16 protein-coding genes are annotated in these 19,598 nt (G+C 45.4%); 6 read left to right on the top strand and 10 right to left on the bottom strand.

Annotation, left to right across the window (positions count from 1 at the left end; all coding sequences use genetic code 11):
• Window positions 1-14: 14 nt before the first annotated feature.
• The 5 genes from xni to queF all read right to left on the bottom strand — a co-directional run bounded on the left by xni (window position 15) and on the right by queF (window position 7,480).
• A complete protein-coding gene (gene xni / locus R8N49_RS18720; RefSeq protein WP_132937046.1) occupies window positions 15-797 on the bottom strand; it encodes a flap endonuclease Xni in 783 nt (260 codons plus the stop codon).
• A 58-nt stretch (window positions 798-855) separates the two neighbouring features.
• Window positions 856-2,232 (bottom strand): nucleotide 5'-monophosphate nucleosidase PpnN, encoded by a 1,377-nt coding sequence (ppnN, locus tag R8N49_RS18715; protein WP_005383611.1) that lies wholly within the window; start codon window positions 2,230-2,232, stop codon window positions 856-858.
• Between the two features lie 291 nt (window positions 2,233-2,523).
• A complete protein-coding gene (locus tag R8N49_RS18710; protein WP_005381978.1) occupies window positions 2,524-4,089 on the bottom strand; it encodes a sensor domain-containing diguanylate cyclase in 1,566 nt (521 codons plus the stop codon).
• A 98-nt stretch (window positions 4,090-4,187) separates the two neighbouring features.
• Complete coding sequence (locus R8N49_RS18705; RefSeq protein ID WP_017635678.1) at window positions 4,188-6,470, bottom strand: tetratricopeptide repeat protein; 2,283 nt, start codon at window positions 6,468-6,470, stop codon at window positions 4,188-4,190.
• 164 nt (window positions 6,471-6,634) lie between these two features.
• Window positions 6,635-7,480 carry an NADPH-dependent 7-cyano-7-deazaguanine reductase QueF gene (gene queF, locus R8N49_RS18700; protein WP_005383608.1) on the bottom strand — a complete coding sequence of 282 codons (846 nt, stop codon included), beginning with the start codon at window positions 7,478-7,480 and terminating at the stop codon, window positions 6,635-6,637.
• Window positions 7,481-7,588: 108 nt separating this feature from the next.
• Between queF and syd the strand changes: the two genes are divergently transcribed.
• Together syd and R8N49_RS18690 are read left to right on the top strand one after the other, a co-directional pair.
• Complete coding sequence (gene syd / locus R8N49_RS18695) at window positions 7,589-8,134, top strand: SecY-interacting protein (RefSeq protein WP_005381970.1); 546 nt, start codon at window positions 7,589-7,591, stop codon at window positions 8,132-8,134.
• 2 nt (window positions 8,135-8,136) lie between these two features.
• A complete protein-coding gene (locus R8N49_RS18690; RefSeq protein ID WP_005383605.1) occupies window positions 8,137-8,913 on the top strand; it encodes a Zn-ribbon-containing protein in 777 nt (258 codons plus the stop codon).
• 126 nt (window positions 8,914-9,039) lie between these two features.
• Here the strand turns inward: R8N49_RS18690 and R8N49_RS18685 are convergent, their stop codons facing one another.
• From R8N49_RS18685 to metN, 3 genes are read right to left on the bottom strand one after another with little or no spacing between them, the layout of a single operon-like run.
• A complete protein-coding gene (locus tag R8N49_RS18685) occupies window positions 9,040-9,849 on the bottom strand; it encodes a MetQ/NlpA family lipoprotein (protein WP_258489924.1) in 810 nt (269 codons plus the stop codon).
• A 32-nt stretch (window positions 9,850-9,881) separates the two neighbouring features.
• The gene (locus R8N49_RS18680; protein WP_005383604.1) at window positions 9,882-10,559 is read right to left on the bottom strand and encodes a methionine ABC transporter permease; all 678 of its coding nucleotides are present in this window, start codon (window positions 10,557-10,559) and stop codon (window positions 9,882-9,884) included.
• Window positions 10,549-11,583, bottom strand: coding sequence for a methionine ABC transporter ATP-binding protein MetN (gene metN / locus R8N49_RS18675; RefSeq protein ID WP_005381962.1), 1,035 nt, complete (start codon window positions 11,581-11,583; stop codon window positions 10,549-10,551). The genes R8N49_RS18680 and metN overlap by 11 nt, the downstream gene beginning before the upstream one ends.
• Before the next feature lie 341 nt (window positions 11,584-11,924).
• Here metN and gmhB point away from each other — a divergent pair, with 341 nt between their 5' ends.
• From gmhB to treC, 4 genes are all read left to right on the top strand, one after another.
• Entirely contained in the window at window positions 11,925-12,476 is a 552-nt protein-coding gene (gene gmhB / locus R8N49_RS18670) for a D-glycero-beta-D-manno-heptose 1,7-bisphosphate 7-phosphatase (RefSeq protein WP_005381961.1), read from the top strand.
• Window positions 12,477-12,550: 74 nt separating this feature from the next.
• Window positions 12,551-13,498 carry a trehalose operon repressor TreR gene (treR, locus tag R8N49_RS18665; protein WP_085569903.1) on the top strand — a complete coding sequence of 316 codons (948 nt, stop codon included), beginning with the start codon at window positions 12,551-12,553 and terminating at the stop codon, window positions 13,496-13,498.
• 176 nt (window positions 13,499-13,674) lie between these two features.
• Window positions 13,675-15,099: a PTS trehalose transporter subunit IIBC gene (gene treB, locus R8N49_RS18660; protein ID WP_132937045.1), complete on the top strand. Its 1,425-nt coding sequence runs from the start codon at window positions 13,675-13,677 to the stop codon at window positions 15,097-15,099.
• Between the two features lie 87 nt (window positions 15,100-15,186).
• Window positions 15,187-16,872, top strand: a complete 1,686-nt coding sequence (gene treC / locus R8N49_RS18655) for an alpha,alpha-phosphotrehalase (RefSeq protein ID WP_132937044.1) — start codon at window positions 15,187-15,189, stop codon at window positions 16,870-16,872.
• Between the two features lie 99 nt (window positions 16,873-16,971).
• On the opposite strand, the gene R8N49_RS18650 is transcribed toward treC, so the two are convergent.
• Window positions 16,972-17,871 (bottom strand): hypothetical protein, encoded by a 900-nt coding sequence (locus R8N49_RS18650; RefSeq protein ID WP_132937043.1) that lies wholly within the window; start codon window positions 17,869-17,871, stop codon window positions 16,972-16,974.
• A gap of 131 nt (window positions 17,872-18,002) precedes the next feature.
• On the bottom strand, window positions 18,003-19,523 hold the full coding sequence (locus R8N49_RS18645) for a winged helix-turn-helix domain-containing protein (RefSeq protein ID WP_054700862.1): 1,521 nt from the start codon (window positions 19,521-19,523) through the stop codon (window positions 18,003-18,005).
• Window positions 19,524-19,598: the final 75 nt, after the last annotated feature.

Genomic DNA, 19,598 nt, shown 5'->3' with positions numbered 1-19,598 from the left:
ACTACCATCGGACACTACTCCGCTTTGTTTGGCCCTAAAAAGCGAATATCTTGCAAGTTAAAGCCTAGTTCTATATCGCACTTTAAAGCGGCGACGCGTTTACATAAACGAGCAGACTCAATGTGCTCATCCAATTTTTTACGGTATTTCGGTACGAGATCTTCACTAGCGTAGGCAGCTTCAATACTCTCAAACTGAGTGAGAATCTCTTTCGCTGCTTTCGGGCCAATTCCAGGTACGCCCGGAACCTGGCTAGAGCTTATCCCTGTCAATCCCCAGTAATCCGCTAGTTGACTTGGTTTTACGCCGAACTCTTTTTCGATAAATGGTTCATCTAACCAACGATGTTGGAAATAATCACGGATTTGTAGGGTAGGGGAAAGTAGCTGGCAGTAACCTTTGTCAGTCGAAACGATGGTGACTTTTTCACCATGGCTGGCCACTTTCGTTGCGAGTGTAGCAACCAAATCATCTGCTTCATCGCCTTCAGACAGCAATGAATCAATACCTTGCTCCCACCACGCTTGTTGAATCGCATCTAACCCTTGCAGTAGTGGCAGAGGCATTGGTTTTCGGTTTTGCTTATAGTCAGGGAGAGTTTCAGCGCGCCAACCTCTGTCTTGTTCGTGGTGATCAAAAACTGCGATGATGTGTGTCGGGTTGGCCTCTGACAGAATGCGAGTGAGGGTTCTTTGCGTTGTGGTTATGGTTCTTGCTATGTCGGTTGGATCTGGTTGTGCTGAGTGCACTCGGCGGATCAGGTTTAGGGCATCAATGATAACAAGATGAATAGACATAATGACTTAGCAATAAAAAAGGGGCGTAATGCCCCTAGTGTAACGAATGCTAGCCTGACTATCGACCACCAATTTCCGGGTGAGCGATTCGATAACACGGTTCGTAGTCTGAACCGCCAGGTAATTTCATTCGGTGCTGTTCGACAAAGTCTTTTAGCAACTTATCGAGTTTTTTCATGAGGACTGCGTCGCCATGAATGGTGAAAGGCCCTCTACGTTCTATTTCTCGAATACCTTCAGCCTTTACGTTACCTGCAACTATGCCAGAGAAGGCTTGACGCAAGTTGGCCGCTAAAACTTGCGGTTCTTGATCTAGGCTTAAATCCAATTGTTCCATCGACTCATGAGTAGGTTCAAATGGCAGTTGGAAGTTTGGCTCAATTTTCAATGACCAGTTAAAGCTGTACGCATCGCCTTTCTCTTTTCGGTGAAGGCGTACCGAGTCCATGGAGCGTTTCATAATACGAGCGACTTCTGCCGGGTCGTCAATGATGATCTCGTAGTGCTTTTGCCCTTCCTCACCAAGTGTGTCGCGAATGAACTCATCAATAGAGCGGAAGTACTCTTCACTCTCTTTTGGTCCTGTTAATACGATAGGCATTGGCTGATCGGCGTTATCCGGGTGCATCATGATGCCAAGAATGTACAGTAGCTCTTCCGCTGTGCCCGGGCCACCTGGGAAAATAACGATACCATGAGCCATACGGACGAAAGCTTCCAAGCGCTTTTCGATGTCGGGCATGATGACCAGCTCATTTACTATTGGGTTTGGTGGCTCGGCCGCAATAATCGAGGGCTCGGTTAAACCAAGATAACGTTGCTGAGTGTAACGTTGCTTTGCGTGCCCAATCGCTGCACCTTTCATCGGCCCTTCCATTGCGCCAGGGCCGCAACCTGTACAGATGTTAAGTTCACGCAGGCCCAGTTCGTTACCCACTTCACGTGTGTACTGATACTCCACTCCATTGATAGAGTGACCACCCCAACATACGACAAGATTCGGTGCGATACCTGGAGTTAATGCTCTGGCATTACGAAGAATGCCGAACACGAGGTTCGTAATGTGAATTGGGTTAGTAAGGTTGAGCCGCTGGGCGTCTGCCAAATGCATGTTTACGTAAACGATATCACGCAATACGGAGAACAGATGCTCTTGGATACCTTTAATTATTTCGCCGTCAACAAAAGCGTGCTCTGGCGGATTAGTCAGCTCAAGCTTAATACCACGCTCACGACGCACGACGTTGACATCAAACGATTGGTATTTATCGAGCAGTTCTTTCGAGTTATCGGTATGGCTACCGGAGTTCAACACCGCTAATGTGCAATTACGGTACAGCTGATAAAGTTCACTCGAGGCTGTGTTCTTTAAGCGCTCTACTTCTAGTTGAGATAGCAAGTCCATGCTACCAGCGGGGCTTATATGGGTAATCATAACGCCTCCTTGTGTTGCATTAATTTGAGGGAAAGTACCAACTTACCTTTTGGGTGTTATACGTATGGTTTGATGAAAGGTAGTTGGCCGATTTGGTTTTATGGTTATCAACTCCCAAGCAACCTCAAGATGATACATTTGCCTTTTATAAATACATCATCTTGAAGTGACTTGGGTTTTTACAGCTTAGCAGACTAAAAGGGAAGAAATGTGATAACTCGTTGAAAATGGGTGGTTATAAAGCGTAGATTGCACCAAATTTGGTTTGTTTGCTCGCTTTTTGTACGAATCTTAGCTCCAGTTAAGCTGGTTTGTTCCACGTTTTTTAGCGTCCGCAAGCATCTTGCCAAGACGATCGAGTACATACTCTGGCGTATCGGACTCTTTGAAAGACGTCGATACAGCAGCTAAGGTAATCATGATATTTTGCTCACGGAACTTAAAGGGTAATTGGCTAATATCACGCTGGATATGCTTAATCAGATCCAGTGTGTATTCTTCAGATTGTTCCGGGACGAGTAGAATAAACTCCTCGCCACCAAAGCGAGCTACTGTTTCCGTTTCTGATACGCGCTTGTTAATAGTACGAGCGATGATCTTCAGCGCTTTATCGCCAGCCGTATAACCATAGCTATCATTCACCGCTTTGAAGTTGTCTACATCAAATAGCACAACACGAAGGTTTTGCTGAGAGCGAATCCAACGGCGATACTCTAGCTCTAGTCGATCGTTAAATGCAGTGCGGTTATAAACTTTAGTCAGCGGGTCGAGCAACATACGCTGAGCTTGGTCATCTAAGCGTCGACGATAATCTTGCGTAGTTTCAAATACCGCTTCGAGTTGGTTCTTACTGTAACTTAACCGCTCTTGCAGCGCTTGCTCTCGCTCTTCCGTCATTTTCAGTCGCTCTGTCAGCGACGCCATTTTTTCGAGAAGAGGCGTGATTTCTTTTTTCACAACCGCGATATCTTGAGCTTGATTAAGTGACTTTTGGCTTAATTCAACCAAGCTGTTCATTTCTGTGTTGAGCTCTTGGCGGTGTTCAAAGTAGGTATGATGCTGGTCGACGTTCTGATGAACGGTTTTTAGGTTACTTGCGAGAGAAGTGTTCAGCTGATCAAGGAATTGGCTAGACGCCTCGCGCTCGAACTTTGTTGCTTCGACAACCAATTTCAGCGTTGAGAGCGTAAGCTCAATGAGAGACTCGGCACTCACGCCAAGGAGCAACTTAGCGCGAATATCCAGCAATCTATCGCCTGATTCTCCCTCGAAATCCAGCTCTGTAATAGTATGTTGGAGGTCGCTGGCTAAGCATTCAAGTTGAGATCTGTCAGGATTGTTTTCAAATTCACTAAGATGTAGACGTGAATTAGACGTGATGATTTTCAGAGCGCGTTCGTAAATACTCAGTAGCTTAGTGGCTTGATCAGCTTTATTGCTGGCGTGAACTTCAGAGAAACTCATCAGGTTCCGTAGTTCACGTTTTAACTGCGCAGGTAAGCCAGTGACACGTTGCAGTGTTTCACCACTGTGCTTGATTTGTTCGTCAAGGTAACCGTTCTGTTTATCCATCGTCTTCGACTGCTGTTTGAGCATCCTCTCTAATACCGCTAAACGCGGGATAAGAGTGCTGATATCTTTTTGATGTTGCAGCTCTTGTTGGATTTCAAATAGGTAGTTGGATACCTGAGTGTTCGAACCCTGGCAAGCTGAAGACAATGATGCCACAACGCGTTTAAGAACTTGTTGTTCACGTTTGAATTTGAGTGAAGTATCACGATGAGTCAGTCTGAGTTGGTCAAGTTGACAACTCAGCTGATGCAGCTGCGACTGAATATCGGATTCCAAGATTCCCATGAAGTGACTACGGTTAAGTCCATGTACTACTGACAATTATCTGATAATAACAAAAAACTTTATAGCGTCATTAGTTATTACGTTCAACAGGCGTTTAATTATCCATTTTTTAATATTTTCTTGATGTCGTCCTCATTCTTGTAGGACGAATGGATCTTGATCAGGCCTTGGCTAATGGCATGTTGACAGGCAGTTCTTATGTTACCTGTTGCAAAGCTAGCAGCAGGCGCATTATCGATGGCTTTTAAGAACACCCAGTGGCTTTGCTTATCCTTCAAGCTGACTTCTCGTGCGATGTGAGTCGCAAGCAACAACAGATCGAGTAATTCCTCATCGTTAATTGCAGTGTAGGCTCGGGGTAAGAACGGATAATCACTGATGCCCATACGAATAATACGATTGACGTTGTGCTGCTGAGCGAACTCATCCACCCAAGTCTGGAATTTTTCGAACATGACTTCGGCAGAAGCATCACGGTCAGCGTTCGGTTCTATATAGAGTAAGTTCGCATCTGAGAAATGGTAAAGACGCGACGGTTTTTCTATTTTTTCCGCAAGGAAGTCGCCAAATGCCCGTTCTAGTTCTAGACCTGCCTTATAGCCGTTATGGACGTACATGCTTCGTAAGAATGGCAAATCGATCATAACAAAGCGTAGGCGATCATTAAGTGGTTCGTGGATCAATTCACCCATTTGCCATTGCTCGAAAGTTTCGCTCGACTTTTTCAATGAGCGAGAAAGCTTAACATTCAGCATACGCAAGTTACGTAAACGAGAGCGAGAGTGGGTGAAGAGGTCGTTACGCAGTTTTTCGATTTCACTTGCTTGGCGCTGCATAATGACACCACGGCGCATAATGAACAAAAACATGACCAAGACAGTAATAAACAATGCAAATGAGATTTTCTGGAATTTACGATGCTCTCTTTCCACTTGCTCTAAGCGTTCTGATTGACCGATGTAATGGATGGTTTGTTCGGCAAATTCTTTTTGCTGACGGAACGCATCCTCACTGATTTGGTTAAGCTGCTTTTGTTCTAGACGAACGAGGTTGGTGTATTTTTTATAAGCTTGCAGAGAAAGTTTGTATTCGCCTGCCTGCTCGTAACCCAACCCAAGTAAACGGTATGACTGCTGCTTAATGAAGTTGTTATTTTCAGGTGACTTTTCAGCAAGCGCTAACGCCAGCTTAGCATTAGTAATGACGTCTTTACTGTCATTTTGATGATAAGCCAGACCTGACTGAAGCAGGGCAGCCTTTGCTTCAAGCTTAGGAATATTGGTGTATTCTAAAAGCTCTTTAGAGCGGTCTAAGTACTGCTCTGCTAGCGCGTAGTTATAGAGTTGTAGGTAGGTAGCCGCCAAGCTTAAGCGAATTTTAATGATTCTATTGATGTTCTTACTGGTACTTTCATGGTCAAGCACGTTGAAGTAATGCACTAACGCAAGGTTAAACTTACCCTGATAAAAGTAGATGTCGCCCATCTGCTCTAGGACGTCCGCTAGGATCGGAGAGCTAGGGTAAGAGTCATAAAAATCTGCGGCTTGAGATAAGTATTCGATCGCTTTGTCGTACACTCGTCGCTCCTGGAAGAGCCTAGCCAAAAGGCGATTCACTTTTGCTAATCTTGCACCACTGTTACTTTCAATAGATTGCCAATAACCGTATAGCAGTTCTGACAAAGCCAAATTGTATTTCTTGCTATTGAGGTAAAACTCGCCGACGGCAGTGTAGTAGTCGATCAAGGCTAACTCAGAGCGGCTATCGTCAAGCATGGTCTTTGCTTCAGAGTACAAGTTTTCCGCTTTAATGATATCGCCACTATGTGAAGCGAGGAGTGCTCTTTGCATCACTAGTCGGTAGCGAACGCTGTCGGTGCGTTGTAATACGGCATCGGCTTCATCGAGCTGTTGTTCAATTTGGTTAAGCGTGTCTTCCGCTTTTGAGTAGTTTTCGTCGTACATCCAAATCATTTGGTTGCGCATCAGCTGGAGATCTAAGTCCATGTACGGCAATTGATATTCTTGCGCTAAGCGTTCCGCTTTATTTAGGTGCTCGATAGCCGAACGAACATTACCCATGGCGTAATCTGCCTGAGCGATAATCTTGTGCGCTTCGATGGTGCTGCTTGGTGTGCGAACGCTACGATCTGTTTCGTCGCGAGACATGGCTGAAGGGCTGTCACTTTCTTTGCGTTCTGTTAGCTCACGCTGTGACAAATAGTTGGTTGCCGCTTGTTTTGCTTGTGATGGCTCTATTTCCGCCAATTGTTGTGCTTCGTTGAGTAACGCGGACGATAAAATGGTTGCATGAAGTGGCTGTACAAACAGCAAGCAAAGAAAGCCAATCAATTTGAATAGACGCGAACTGTCCCAAAACATCCTTTCGTTCCCTCGAACTGTTTTTAGATATGGCGATAACGGCGAAAAGCCTCAATTAGCCGTTTAAATGCGGGTTGAAGCCATTTGATATAGTAACATGCTTGGACAATAAAAACGTCCGGCAACCCTTTAGATTGCCGAACTTATTTCTGTTGCCTATGCGCTTACTGACGAGCCATACGGTGATTGTGAGCTGGCTTATCTTGTTCCGTTGAGCGGTAAGGGTTGATATCCAAGCCTCCACGGCGCGTATAGCGGGCAAATACGGTCAGTTTGCTTGGTTGGCAGTATTTCATTAGATCCGTAAAAATACGCTCTACACACTGTTCGTGGAACTCATTGTGCTCGCGGAAAGACACTAAGTAACGTAACAGCTTCTCACGATCTATTTTTGCGCCTTGGTAGCGAATTTCTACACTGCCCCAGTCGGGTTGGTTAGTGATCAAACAGTTTGATTTCAATAGGTGGCTATGTAGCACCTCTTCAACTTGTACTTCACCTGCTGCACCTTCAAGCAAATCGGCATCGAAATCGTAACTGGTGATGTTAATGTCTTGGTCATCAATACATTCACCGTCCATTGTTACGATAGGTTGATTGGTATAGTGGGTCACTGGATTCACCTCAACCAGCACCTTTTCACCTGCGCATTCAGAAAGGTCTTGTGTTAAACGCTCAGTCACTTCTTCCCAGCTTGCAAAGCGGGTTTGGTTATAGCTGTTTAAGTACAGTTTGAAAGACTTCGATTCAATCAAGTTTGCGCTGGTGGCTGGAATGTATACTTCGCCAACGGCCACTTGTGGTAAACCTTTACTATTTAACCAAGACAGTTCGTACAGCGTCCAAATGTCGTGCCCCATGAAAGGCAGAGTATCGCCTAACTGGAGGTCATCTCGGTTCAGGCTGCGAGGGACTGGTTGCAGCAAGCTTGGGTCATACTGGTTCGCATACTCGGTCGTTTTACCTAGTGTTAAGCCAGCAAGCTCTTTAGCGTCAGAATATTTGCTCATACTTTGTGGTCGTTTTCGATTAGAATGGCGAGAATTTTACTGAATCCGCTGGTCAATTGCCATCCGGCAAGTACGGCTATCTGATAAATAAGGAATGAGGAGACCTTCATGACCCAAAACGTTACTCAGGCGCTACAAGAGTTCAGCCTGCGCTACCAACAAGCTTGGCAAGCTAAGCACAATGAGTTGCCAAGCAGTGAAGAGCTTGCAGAGCTTGTTTCTCCTTGTGTCGAAGAGAAGCGTGATGGAAAGGTGCTTTGGAAAGCGGTCGCACGTGATGAAATGGCCGATTTCACCAATGTGGAAAATGCGATTGAGTTGTCACTGCAAGATGATGTTAAAGCCTTTTATGGTTCTCAATACTGCGCTGATATGGAGGCAACTTGGCAAGGTAATTCGTTGACGCTGCTGCAAGTGTGGAGCGATGACGATTTCGTGCGTCTACAAGAAAATATTCTTGGTCATTTGGTGACGCAGCGCCGCTTGAAACTTAAACCAACAGTATTTATCGCAGCGACAGATGAGGAAATGGATGTGATTTCTATTTGTAACCTCACTGGCAATGTGATTCTAGAGCGTTTGGGCACCTCTAAACGTGATGTATTGGCAGATTCATTGGTTGAGTTCTTGAATAAGTTAGAGGCTGCCGTCTAAGTATGTATGTTGTTGAGTTGCAGTTTGAGTGTTTTGATAACACCACCGTCAGCGCGGTAGACAAAGCCATTAATGGCTTGATGGATGCTCTGCGTTACAACGGCCAAGTATTAGGTCGTGAATTCCCGATAGTGATGGGAGAAGGTGAATTTTTCGTTCGTGTTGTTTGCCCAGAACAAGACAGCTTGCATCCACGTTATCACTCAGATTTCGTCAAAGTGTGCATGAACCGTTTGTCGGATGCGTCTTTGCTTGCTCCGAAAATGCGTATGCTGGGGCGTGATTTGAATTCAGAACAAGCAGCCGAAGAAGAGACACCTAGCTGGCAAGTGTTGTACACGACTTATGTTCATACGTGTTCGCCTTTGCGAAGTGGTGAAACCCTGTTGCCAATTCCTTTGTATCGTAATGAGCCAACACTTAATGGAGACCATAAAGCCGTCATTAAGTGGCAGACTGAGTGGCAAGCGTGTGATGAAATCCAAATGGCAGGGGGTTGCCGAGCGGAACATGCGGCGCTGCACGAAATTTGCGATGTGGATAGTGTGCTGTTTCGCCGAGGTTGGGACTTACGTGGCCGTATCGAATACATCACGAAGATCCCTACGTACTATTACCAGTATCGTGTCGGTGGTCAGTCGCTGGAGAGCGAGAAAGCGCGCAAGTGTCCAAAATGCGATGGCGAGTGGCTACTCGATGAGCCACTACATGACATATTTCATTTTAAGTGTGATGACTGCCGAATCGTGTCGAATATCTCTTGGGACCATCTTAAGTAGCGAATTGAAGCTACTTAAATGGGTAGATAGACAAATAGAAAGGGCTGATGTTTTCACATCAGCCCTTTTGTGTTTAGAACGTTTATGTTTAGAACGTTGTTTTCAGTCATGTTTTGAAAAGTGGGATTACCAACCTTTCACAACACCGCCTTTGAACAGCTCTTTTGCCGCTTCGTAAACTTCTTCCGTTTGGTAAGCTTTTACGAAGTTTTGTACGTTTTGCGCATTAACATTTTCTTCGCGAGCGACAATTAGGTTTACGTATGGTGAGTCTTTATCTTCAACGAACACGCCGTCACGCTCTGGCGATAGGTCGATAGAGCTTGCGTAAGTGGTGTTGATGATTGATAGCGTTACGTCATCCAATGAACGCGGAAGCTGTGGGGCTTCTAGTTCAATGATTTCGATATTTTTAGGGTTGCCTACGATGTCACGTACTGTAGCGAGTAGACCAACGCCATCACGTAGCGTAATCAAACCTTGTTGCTCAAGAAGCAGTAGTGAGCGACCTAGGTTAGTTGGGTCGTTTGGTACTGCGATGCGTGCGCCATCTTGAATTTCATCAATTGATTTTACTTGCTTTGAGTAACCAGCAATAGGGTAAACGAATGAGTTACCCGCGATAGCCAGTTTGTAGCCGCGGTCTTTCACTTGTTGGTCTAGGTATGGTTTGTGCTGGAACGCATTCGTGTCTACTGAACCATCATCCAGAGCGGCGTTTGGTGTTACGTAATCGGTAAATGTTACTAGCTCAACATCTAGGTTGTATTTCTCTTTTGCTACTTTAGCGGCAACTTCGGCTACTTGTGCTTCAGCACCAGCAATAACGCCAACTTTTACTTTGTTTACGTCTACTTCTTTGTCGCCGCAACCCGCTAGAGCAAGAGCAGAGGCGGCCGTTGCTACAGTCAAAAGACCTTTAAGGCTAAATTTCATCTTTATCTCCTTATACTTTGTATTTTTGATGCTTATCTGTGGTCTACACGGCGCACCACTGCGTCGCCGATAGACTGAATAATCTGTACTAGAACAATCAACATCACGACAGTCACGGCCATGATAGTTACATCGTAGCGGTGGAAACCGTAACGAATGGCTACGTCGCCTAGGCCGCCGCCGCCTACCGTACCCGCCATAGCTGAGTAGCTAACGAGAGTGACCAAGGTAATCGTTACTGAGTTAACAATAGTCGGCATTGCTTCAGGTAGTAGAACTTTTGTGATGATCTGTGTTGGTGTCGCCCCCATTGACTGCGCTGCTTCCACCAAGCCTGTCGGTACTTCTAATAAAGCACCTTCAATAAGACGAGCGACAAAAGGAATGGCGCCAATAGTCAGTGGGACGATTGCTGCGGTTGTGCCGATAAAGGTTCCAACTAGCATTTTTGTCACTGGAATAATCGCAACCATCAGTACGAGGAATGGCACTGAGCGACCAATGTTAACGATAGCGCCTAAGCCGCTATTTAGTTTGGTGTTTTCAAGTAGGCCGCCTTTCTTAGTAATATGGAGGATTACGCCTAATGGAATACCCACAGCAAAGCCGACTAATCCGGCAACCGCAACCATGTAAAGCGTTTCCCACGTTGCACCTAAAAGTAGTTTGCTGTTTAAACTCAGCCATTCAGAAATCGTATTAAAGGACATAACCAAGTACCTCTACTTTTACGTTGTGCTTACGCAGGTATTCAAGAGCTGCGTTGTCATCTTCTTCGTTACCAAATAGCTCTGCGACCATCATGCCGAATTTCACGCCACCAGCGTAATCAAGGTCGGAACTCAAAATACTCACATCAATATTGTATTTACGAGAAATTTGCGACATTAACGGTGCATCGACGGTTGCGCCAGTAAACTCTAAGCGAACCAACGGATAGCTGCCATCAACACGCTCTGCTTGCAGACGAGCTTGGTAATCTTCAGGAATGGAAAGATCCAGCGTTGAGCGAATGAATTGGTGCGCTAGCTCTGTCTTAGGGTGCGCAAAAATATCGCCAACGGTGCCTTTTTCCACCAGCTCACCACCACCGATGATTGCTACTTCGTGACAGATGCTTTTTACGACTTCCATTTCGTGAGTGATAAGTAAAATCGTGATGTTGAGTTTGCGGTTGATCTCTTTCAATAACTCAAGGATAGATTGAGTTGTTGCTGGGTCTAGTGCGCTAGTGGCCTCATCACAAAGCAGCACGCTAGGATCGGATGCCAATGCACGAGCAATTGCCACACGCTGTTTTTGGCCGCCACTTAAGTTAGATGGGTAGCTCTCGTGTTTGTCGGCTAAGCCTACAAGCTTTAGCAACTCAGTTACTTTTGTTGTGATTTGCGATTTGTCTTTACCTGCCAGTTCTAGTGGCAGTGCTACATTATCAAACACAGTACGAGACGAAAGCAGGTTAAAGTGCTGGAAGATCATGCCAATGTTACGGCGTGTTTCGACTAGTTGTTTTTTGCTGAGTTTGGTTAGATCCACACCATCAACGATGATGGAACCAGAGGTCGGCGCTTCTAACATGTTTACGCAGCGAATCAGCGTACTTTTACCAGCACCTGATGAACCGATAACACCAAAGATGGTGCCTTTGTCGATGTGTAGGTTAATGTCTTTCAGGGCAAGGATTTCCTTACTGCCTTGGTAGAACACTTTATTGACGTTTTTTATTTCTATCATGTTTCAACCTGCCCAAAGATACGGGGAACTTCGCTGTCAAAAACGGCCTTTGACAGAACTTAATGTTGAGCTTTATCTCAATTTTCAGTTGATGCTATGGGTTAAGCAGAATGAAGTCAATAGATATTTTTACGTCTAGACGTCTAAATGTATGGATGTTCTGTTTCGAAACGGAGATGTATAGATAGAAAGGAGGAGGTAGACGGCAGGGCACCCTCAGATTTACCGATTCTTGCCCAACAAATCAACCGTTTTGTCGAGGCCTAGAATGAATTAGATAGTGTTGAAGTTTATAAGGTATGTAATAATCTGATTAAACCGAGTTAATAGAGAAATACGTTTTGGCAAAACCTGCTGTTTTTATCGATCGTGATGGCGTGATAAACGTTGACCACGGCTACGTTCATGACGAACATGATTTTGAGTACATTGATGGTGTATTTGAAGCGACGAAAGCGCTAAAAGATAAAGGCTACCTTCTAGTGTTAGTGACGAATCAATCGGGCATCGCACGCGGTAAATTCAGTGAAGACCGTTTCTTGTCTCTGACTCAATGGATGGATTGGAACTTTGCTGATAATGGTGTTGAGTTCGATGGTATCTATTACTGTCCACATCATCCAGAACATGGCATTGGCGAGTACAAGCAAGATTGTGAGTGCCGTAAGCCAAAACCAGGTATGTTCATTTCTGCGCGTGACTTCTTGAAGATCGACATGGAGAAATCTGTGATGATCGGCGATAAAGCTGAAGACATGATGGCAGCAGAAGCGGCAGGCGTTGGCACTAAGATTTTGGTTCGCACTGGTAAGCCAGTAACGGAACAGGGCGAAGCCATTGCAACGGTAGTATTGGATAGCATTGCAGATGTGCCTGCGTACTTAAACAAGTAATATTCATTACTGACTGAGATAAGGGAAGCCACTGCTTCCCTTTTGTTTGATTCCTTCTTTTAATCTGAACACTTATGAGCAAAAAACTCACCATTCTTGATATCGCAAAATTGGCAGGCGTGGGCAAATCGACAGTAAGCCGTGTGCTTACTAACGATCCAAAAGTGAAACCCCAAACGCGAGAGAAGGTAGAGCAAATCATTCGTGAATCAGGCTACGTCCCATCAAAGTCGGCGCAGTCGATGCGTGGTGGCAGCCAAAAAGTCATTGGGGTTATCATCTCCCGTTTAGACTCACCATCAGAAAATCGCGCCGTTGGTACCATGCTCAATGCTTTGTATTCCGCTGGTTATGATGCGGTGATCATGGAGAGCCAATTCGATCGCGATAAAACCAATGAGCATTTGGATGTGCTTAGACGTCGCAACGTCGATGGGGTGATCGTGTTTGGTTTTACTGGATGTGATGAGCGAGCATTGGCGGAGTGGGGTAATCGTATCGTCGTGATCGCGATGGACACGCAAATGGTTTCTTCGATCAACTACGACAACCAAGGTGTGATAGACATGGCTTTGTCTCATCTTGAGCAGCAATCTTTATCTCGCATTGCTTATATTGGTGTTGACCCTGAAGACAAAACCACTGGCTTAGCTCGTCTAAATGCTTATAAAGCTTGGTGTCAACGCAAACAAATTACACCTTGTTTCCAGACGGGTAAGTTGAGCCATGAAAGTGCTTATCAGTTGGTAGACAAAGTCCTTCAATCTGACACTCAGGCCATCGTGTGCGCCAGTGACACCATCGCGTTGGGCGTGATTAAGCGTCTTCAAGAGTTAGGCCGTGAAGATGTGGTTGTGACAGGTGTTGGTGGTAATGAATTGCTCTCTTTCCTTTTCCCTAAAGTATTTAGTGTCGACCCCGGTTATACCCTTGCAGGTGAGAAGTCCGCTAACATGCTGATCAATCAATTAAATGGCGATGAGGAAGTGGTTCACTTTACTCAACAGCCTATCGTTTATTGACCCACACTAAAACGATCTGCTCTAAAATTATACTGTGATCACTCTCAATTAATGGGACTGTTCCCATTTTGTTTTTTGCCTTCGGATGGCAATATTAAAATTAAGAAATGGGAATGTTCCCATTTATAAAAACAAAATGATGAATCGAATGTATCCAATACAGGGTGGACAAAGTTATGAGTAAGATTGCGCGTAAAGACGTGGAGCGTCTTATTGAGCTGGTCGGGGGGCCGGACAACATTGCCAGTGTAAGTCACTGTTTAACTCGCTTGCGTTTTGTTCTAAATGATACGGACAAAGCAGATACGAAACAGTTAGAAGCATTACCGATGGTGAAGGGCTGTTTTACCAACGCAGGCCAGTTCCAAGTGGTTATCGGTACTGAAGTGGATGAAGTTTACAAGGTACTGATCGGACTGACGGGTAAAAGTGAAGCCAGCAAAGACGAAGCGAAGAACGCTGCTCGTCAAAACATGAATATCGTTGAGCGTGGTATTTCCCACCTTGCAGAAATCTTTGTACCACTGCTACCAGCGATCATCACCGGTGGTCTGATCCTTGGTTTCCGTAACGTGATTGGCGACATCAAGATGTTTGATGGTCAAACGCTAACGGAAATCAGCCAGTTTTGGGCAACGGTACACTCTTTCTTATGGCTGATTGGTGAGGCGATCTTCTTCTTCCTACCGGTTGGCGTGTGTTGGTCGACAGTGAAAAAGCTCGGCGGTACTCCGATTCTGGGTATCACGCTTGGTGTAACATTGGTTTCGCCACAGTTGATGAACGCCTACCTGATTGGTAAGCAAGTACCCGAAGTGTGGGACTTTGGCTTATTTACCATCGAGAAAGTGGGCTATCAGGCGCAAGTGATTCCAGCAATGCTTGCTGGTATGGCTCTGGCGTTTATTGAAACCAACTTAAAACGCATCATTCCGTCTTACCTTTACCTAGTGGTCGTGCCGTTTGTCTCAATCATTGTGTCTGTGATTCTTGCGCACTCTATCATTGGTCCATTCGGTCGTATGTTGGGTGACGGCGTGGCATTCGCAGCAAAAGCAGCCATGACGGGTGACTTCGCAATGATTGGCTCAACCATCTTCGGCTTCCTATACGCGCCATTGGTCATTACTGGTATTCACCACACCACCAACGCGGTTGACCTTCAATTAATGCAAGAGCTAGGCGGCACGCCAATTTGGCCTCTGATTGCGCTTTCAAATATTGCTCAAGCGTCTGCGGTCGTCGGCATCATTATCATCAGTAAAAAACACGGCGAGCGTGATATCTCAGTGCCTGCGGCTATCTCTGCTTACCTTGGCGTGACTGAACCGGCGATGTACGGCATCAACTTGAAATACAAGTTCCCAATGTTGAGCGCGATGATCGGTAGTGCGTGTGCTGCTGCTATTTGTGGTAGTGCGGGCGTAATGGCGAACGGTATCGGTGTGGGCGGTTTGCCGGGCATCTTGTCTATCCAACCGCAGTTCTGGGGCATTTTTGCTTTGGCTATGTTAGTCGCAATGCTGGTACCTGTTGCATTAACGTTAATTCTTTATAAGCGTGCACAAGCCAAAGGTGAGCTTGAGCCTGCAAACGCGTAATTCTATTTGAGGCAGTGACTTGGCTGCCTCCTCCTATTTTTCTTTTCAAATTTTAAGTTTCCGATTACTGGTAAGTGAGTGTTAGAAATGGCTATGACCAAGCATGATGAGAGCTGGTGGAAAACCGCAACCATCTATCAAATTTACCCAAAAAGCTTTTGTGACAGTGGCAGTAAAGGCACGGGCGACATCAAAGGGATCATTTCTAAGCTGGATTATCTTAAGCATCTTGGTGTGGATGCGATTTGGCTGACGCCGGTTTACCAATCGCCAATGATCGACAACGGTTATGACATCTCCGATTACTACTCGATCAACCCTGAGTTCGGCACGATGCAAGACTTTGATACTTTGCTAGCAGAAGCGCATCAGTTGGGTATTCGTATCATCATGGACATTGTAGTGAACCACACGTCGACAGAACACAAGTGGTTCCAATCCGCACTGGGTGATAAAAACAGCCCATACCGTGATTACTACATCTGGAAAGATCCGGTAGATGGTGCTGAACCAAACAACTGGCAATCAAAGTTTGGTGGCAACGCTTGGGCGCTGGATGAAAAAACAGGCCAGTACTATTTGCACCTTTTTGCTAAAGAGCAAGCGGACTTAAACTGGGAAAACCCAGTAGTGCGTGAAGAAGTGAAAGAAGTCATCAGCTTCTGGGCAGAAAAAGGAGTGGATGGTTTCCGTCTCGACGTTATCAACCTGATTTCCAAGCAGCAAGATTTTCCAAGTGACGATATTGGTGATGGTCGTCGTTTCTACACGGATGGTCCACGTGTGCACGAATACCTTCAAGAGATTAGCGAATCTGTGTTTCAAAAATACGGCAGCGTGACGGTGGGTGAAATGTCTTCCACTACGCTAGAGCACTGCCAGCAATATTCTTCGCTAGACGGCAAAGAGCTATCCATGGTGTTCAACTTCCATCATCTGAAAGTCGATTATCCAAATGGTGAAAAATGGACCAAAGCGCCGTTTGATTTCATTCAGTTAAAACAGATCTTCAATCATTGGCAAACGGGCTTAAATGGCAAAGGGTGGGGGGCGCTGTTCTGGTGTAACCACGACCAGCCACGCGTTGTGAGCCGATTAGGTAACGACGAGCAATACCGTGTTGAATCTGCCAAGGTGCTTGCGGCATCAGCGCACATGATGCAAGGCACACCTTATGTTTACCAGGGGGAAGAGATCGGCATGACCAACCCGGGTTATACCGAAATCAGCCAATATCGTGATGTTGAAAGTACTAACATGTACGACATCATGGTCAACCGTGATGGTGTATCTCATGACGATATGATGGCGATCTTGGCACAGAAGTCGCGTGATAATTCACGTACACCAATGCAATGGAACAGTGCAAAACACGCGGGCTTTACTGAGGGAACGCCGTGGCTTGAAGTGGCGCAGAATTACTCTGAAATCAATGCTGAAGCTGCGGTTGCCGATTTGAACTCGGTGTTCTACTTTTACAAGCGTCTGATTGAACTGCGTAAACAGGTTCCAGTCATCACCGATGGCCGTTATGAAGATTTACTGCCAGAGCACAAACGTATTTTCGCTTACGCTCGTCAGAACGATAAGCAAACGCTGCTGTGTATCAATAACTACTATGCTGAAGAGGTGGAATGCGTTCTGCCAGAACGTTTTGATATGAGTAAAGCGAAAAACTTGCTATCTAACTATCAAAACTCAGCGAGCGCAGTCGCGTCAAACCATCAAGTGTTACGACCTTACGAAACTCGTATTTTATTGATAGAAGAATAAACTCGGGTGTCATCACCCCTAAGATTGATGTTCGAGATGAAGGCTTTGGTGTGCTCCCCAAAGCCTTCTTTTATTGAGATATCTATAAAAAATGCAAGCTTATTTTGTTTCAATCGCTGTTAGCTGCACTTTCTCTTCGTTGATTTGTACTTGTTGTACTTTCAGCAGTTCAATTTGTTCTATCAGACCTAAGCTCGGATTAAACCAACGTTCTGCCGAAGTGGCGAACTCCATTGAGTCCATATCATCACAGTTTAGGTTGTAGATGTTCTCTTCCATCAGGTATGCCGCTTCAATTTTCTTGCCTGAGATCGAGAACGCTTTACGCACGCCAGTTTCTCGGATTTGCTGTTGCCAAACCACTTGGCAAGATGCTGTCATAGGAAGGTTTTGTACCCACTCATGCTCTTCAAAACGGTCTAGTAGGTTGTGAACTGAGTAGCCTGTAAGAGTGGTTTGCAGAGACATAGTTTCTTCACCGATGTCAATATTCGGGCTTTTCTCTTTTACGTCGTCACCGTTTAGGCGGAAAATCGGACCGCTGTGCATAAGCATGGCAATAAACTGATGACCAATGAAATAAGCGTCAGTGATTTCATGGAGTGCACCATCTGATCCTGCAAAGTAAAGCGTATTGCTCTCTTCGTCGTCGTTGTACTGCTCGTCTGAATAGTAGAACTGTTCGGCGCCGTAGTTCATCAAGTCATTAACCAACTGGACCATTGCCTCGCTGTTTGGGATTTGTGCCAATGCTGCCAATATTTGCTCGCTATCCATCGCTTGGAAGCTCAGTTTCATGTCGCCCTCTGGTTGGCCATCCAAGCTAAACGAATAGCTCAATTGTGTGTTTGGTACAGGAGCGAAAATGGAGTTGTGAATCGAGACGTCGAAACTTTCTTGAGGCACTTTGTTTGGATTCGCACTGCCAGAAGACGAACCTCCGCCACAGCCGTAAAGAGCCAGAGTTGCTGCTGCGATAAGCGTCATTTTGTTTAGCATGGTTTACATTCCTGATTGATAAGGCCGCTTCATGTTGGGCCGTTGCTTGAATGCGAGCATGCTAAGTTCAGCGAGAGAAAAAGGGCAAAAAACAAAAGATAACAGGGGTTAATGAAAGCTTAATTTTATATTTAGGTCTTTGTTTTATTTGGGTTTATTTCGTTGGCTACATTAGTGCAATACTCGTTAATGAGCGCTTTCCATCGGCTTATGATTTCTTGATCGGTCACACTAACATGCAACGTTTTCCACGGTTGGAGGCAAGTCTCTTTGGATTCAGATTGAGAAAGACGCTCAAACAAGGTTTCGGAAGGTAAAACGCGCAGCAGCGCCACCAGTGATTCCATGTAGTTGAGACGGAACTGTTCAAGTTTGTTCTGCTTGTAAGCAATGTGAGACACAAAGGTATAAATCAGTGCGTTTTGGATGCGTGAGTCGCCATCTGGTGTCGTTAACAGAGCTTTTGCCCTGTCTAAGTTACCTAATTTGAAATGCAATAGACCTAACCAGAGGCTCAGCTCATCTGGCAAAACATCAAACGACGATTGTACTTGAGTTAAATACGCTTCCAGCTTTTGATGTTCGTGCTCGTATAAGGCGAGATGTCTTGCCGTTGTTATAGCCGCAAACTCATCAGATTGTCGGAGAGGTTGGCTAGAAAAGGCATTCTCGAATAACATTTTTTTGTGAATATCCGAAAGCTGCCACGTACTTGCCGAAGGTGCAGGCAGATTGAAGTATTGCGCGACATCCGAGTGCATTTGGAAAATATCCGATTGTAAGTCAGATAAACGCAGTGTGTACTCATTGCGAAACGCTAGCTTGCCCGTCGCAGGATAAATAAGGTTCATCTGCGCTTTCAAGATGCCCTGTTTTGTGCCGTCTTTTAACTCGATATTGAGCTCGTAGTCGCTGGTCTGCATGTTTCGTGCGCCAGGGAAATATGGCGCATGACCGATAGGATCAAGAAAGTAACTGGGAGCATCTTGGTTGGCGATGTCGGTGTATGGATATTCGACCTGTTGTTGCAGCAAGATGGCTTTGACCAGTATGCGGTATTTTCGCGCCTGAGAGCCGATTGAATCGACACGGTTGAGTAGTAGCTCGACTTTGGGAATCAGTAGTTGATGACGTGTTTGTTGTGTTGAGATTTCTTGGCGTTGCCATAACAAGCTTGCGAGCGTCACGCTACAAACTGCAAGTATGGCACACAAGCTATAAGCAAAAATCAGCTTGAAGTTCTTATTCCTCGCAACCTGAGTTGGGATAACGCGTCGATGGCTTTTCGCTGGTGGCACCAAACGAATATTGGCAGGGTTAAGAAAGTAGCCTTTGCGGGGGTAAGTGACTAAAAGCTTAGCGGCATCGTATTCGGGTAAGTACTGCTGTAGCAGGGCACGTAAGGTGCTAATGCGGTTCGTGAGCACATTCTTAGAGATGAACTTGCTCTGCCAAATGGTTTCAATAATGGTGTCAGCAGAGAGTGGGTGGCCAACGCTTGTTAACAGCAGTTCTAATAATTCAATGGTGCGAGGTTCAAGATCAATCGCGATAACATCTTGATGAAGGGTCTGTGTCTTCGGGTTATAGATCAGCTCTCCAATCGCAATACAACTGTGAGTCTGTTTAGCTTGTTGCAGAAAGTCGCGCATACCGTACCGATCTATTTGGAAATCGCGAAGTATTATATAGCGATTGGAGCGCGAAATCTTATAAATCGCGCTTCA

Source organism: Vibrio sp. 1978, assembly GCF_033344345.1.
The sequence above is the reverse complement of the archived record's forward strand: the minus strand, read 5'-3'. Positions and strand labels throughout refer to the sequence as shown.

What these genes read in the sequence shown, in the direction of transcription:
- treC (WP_132937044.1), top strand. Translation starts at nt 15,187, where the DNA reads ATGGCTATGACCAAGCATGATGAGAGCTGGTGGAAAACCGCAACCATC.
- R8N49_RS18680 (WP_005383604.1), bottom strand. Translation starts at nt 10,559, where the DNA reads ATGTCCTTTAATACGATTTCTGAATGGCTGAGTTTAAACAGCAAACTA.
- metN (WP_005381962.1), bottom strand. Translation starts at nt 11,583, where the DNA reads ATGATAGAAATAAAAAACGTCAATAAAGTGTTCTACCAAGGCAGTAAG.
- R8N49_RS18710 (WP_005381978.1), bottom strand. Translation starts at nt 4,089, where the DNA reads ATGGGAATCTTGGAATCCGATATTCAGTCGCAGCTGCATCAGCTGAGT.
- R8N49_RS18690 (WP_005383605.1), top strand. Translation starts at nt 8,137, where the DNA reads ATGTATGTTGTTGAGTTGCAGTTTGAGTGTTTTGATAACACCACCGTC.
- treR (WP_085569903.1), top strand. Translation starts at nt 12,551, where the DNA reads ATGAGCAAAAAACTCACCATTCTTGATATCGCAAAATTGGCAGGCGTG.
- R8N49_RS18645 (WP_054700862.1), bottom strand. Translation starts at nt 19,523, where the DNA reads ATGCGCGACTTTCTGCAACAAGCTAAACAGACTCACAGTTGTATTGCG.
- ppnN (WP_005383611.1), bottom strand. Translation starts at nt 2,232, where the DNA reads ATGATTACCCATATAAGCCCCGCTGGTAGCATGGACTTGCTATCTCAA.
- R8N49_RS18685 (WP_258489924.1), bottom strand. Translation starts at nt 9,849, where the DNA reads ATGAAATTTAGCCTTAAAGGTCTTTTGACTGTAGCAACGGCCGCCTCT.
- R8N49_RS18705 (WP_017635678.1), bottom strand. Translation starts at nt 6,470, where the DNA reads ATGTTTTGGGACAGTTCGCGTCTATTCAAATTGATTGGCTTTCTTTGC.
- xni (WP_132937046.1), bottom strand. Translation starts at nt 797, where the DNA reads ATGTCTATTCATCTTGTTATCATTGATGCCCTAAACCTGATCCGCCGA.
- R8N49_RS18650 (WP_132937043.1), bottom strand. Translation starts at nt 17,871, where the DNA reads ATGCTAAACAAAATGACGCTTATCGCAGCAGCAACTCTGGCTCTTTAC.
- treB (WP_132937045.1), top strand. Translation starts at nt 13,675, where the DNA reads ATGAGTAAGATTGCGCGTAAAGACGTGGAGCGTCTTATTGAGCTGGTC.
- queF (WP_005383608.1), bottom strand. Translation starts at nt 7,480, where the DNA reads ATGAGCAAATATTCTGACGCTAAAGAGCTTGCTGGCTTAACACTAGGT.
- syd (WP_005381970.1), top strand. Translation starts at nt 7,589, where the DNA reads ATGACCCAAAACGTTACTCAGGCGCTACAAGAGTTCAGCCTGCGCTAC.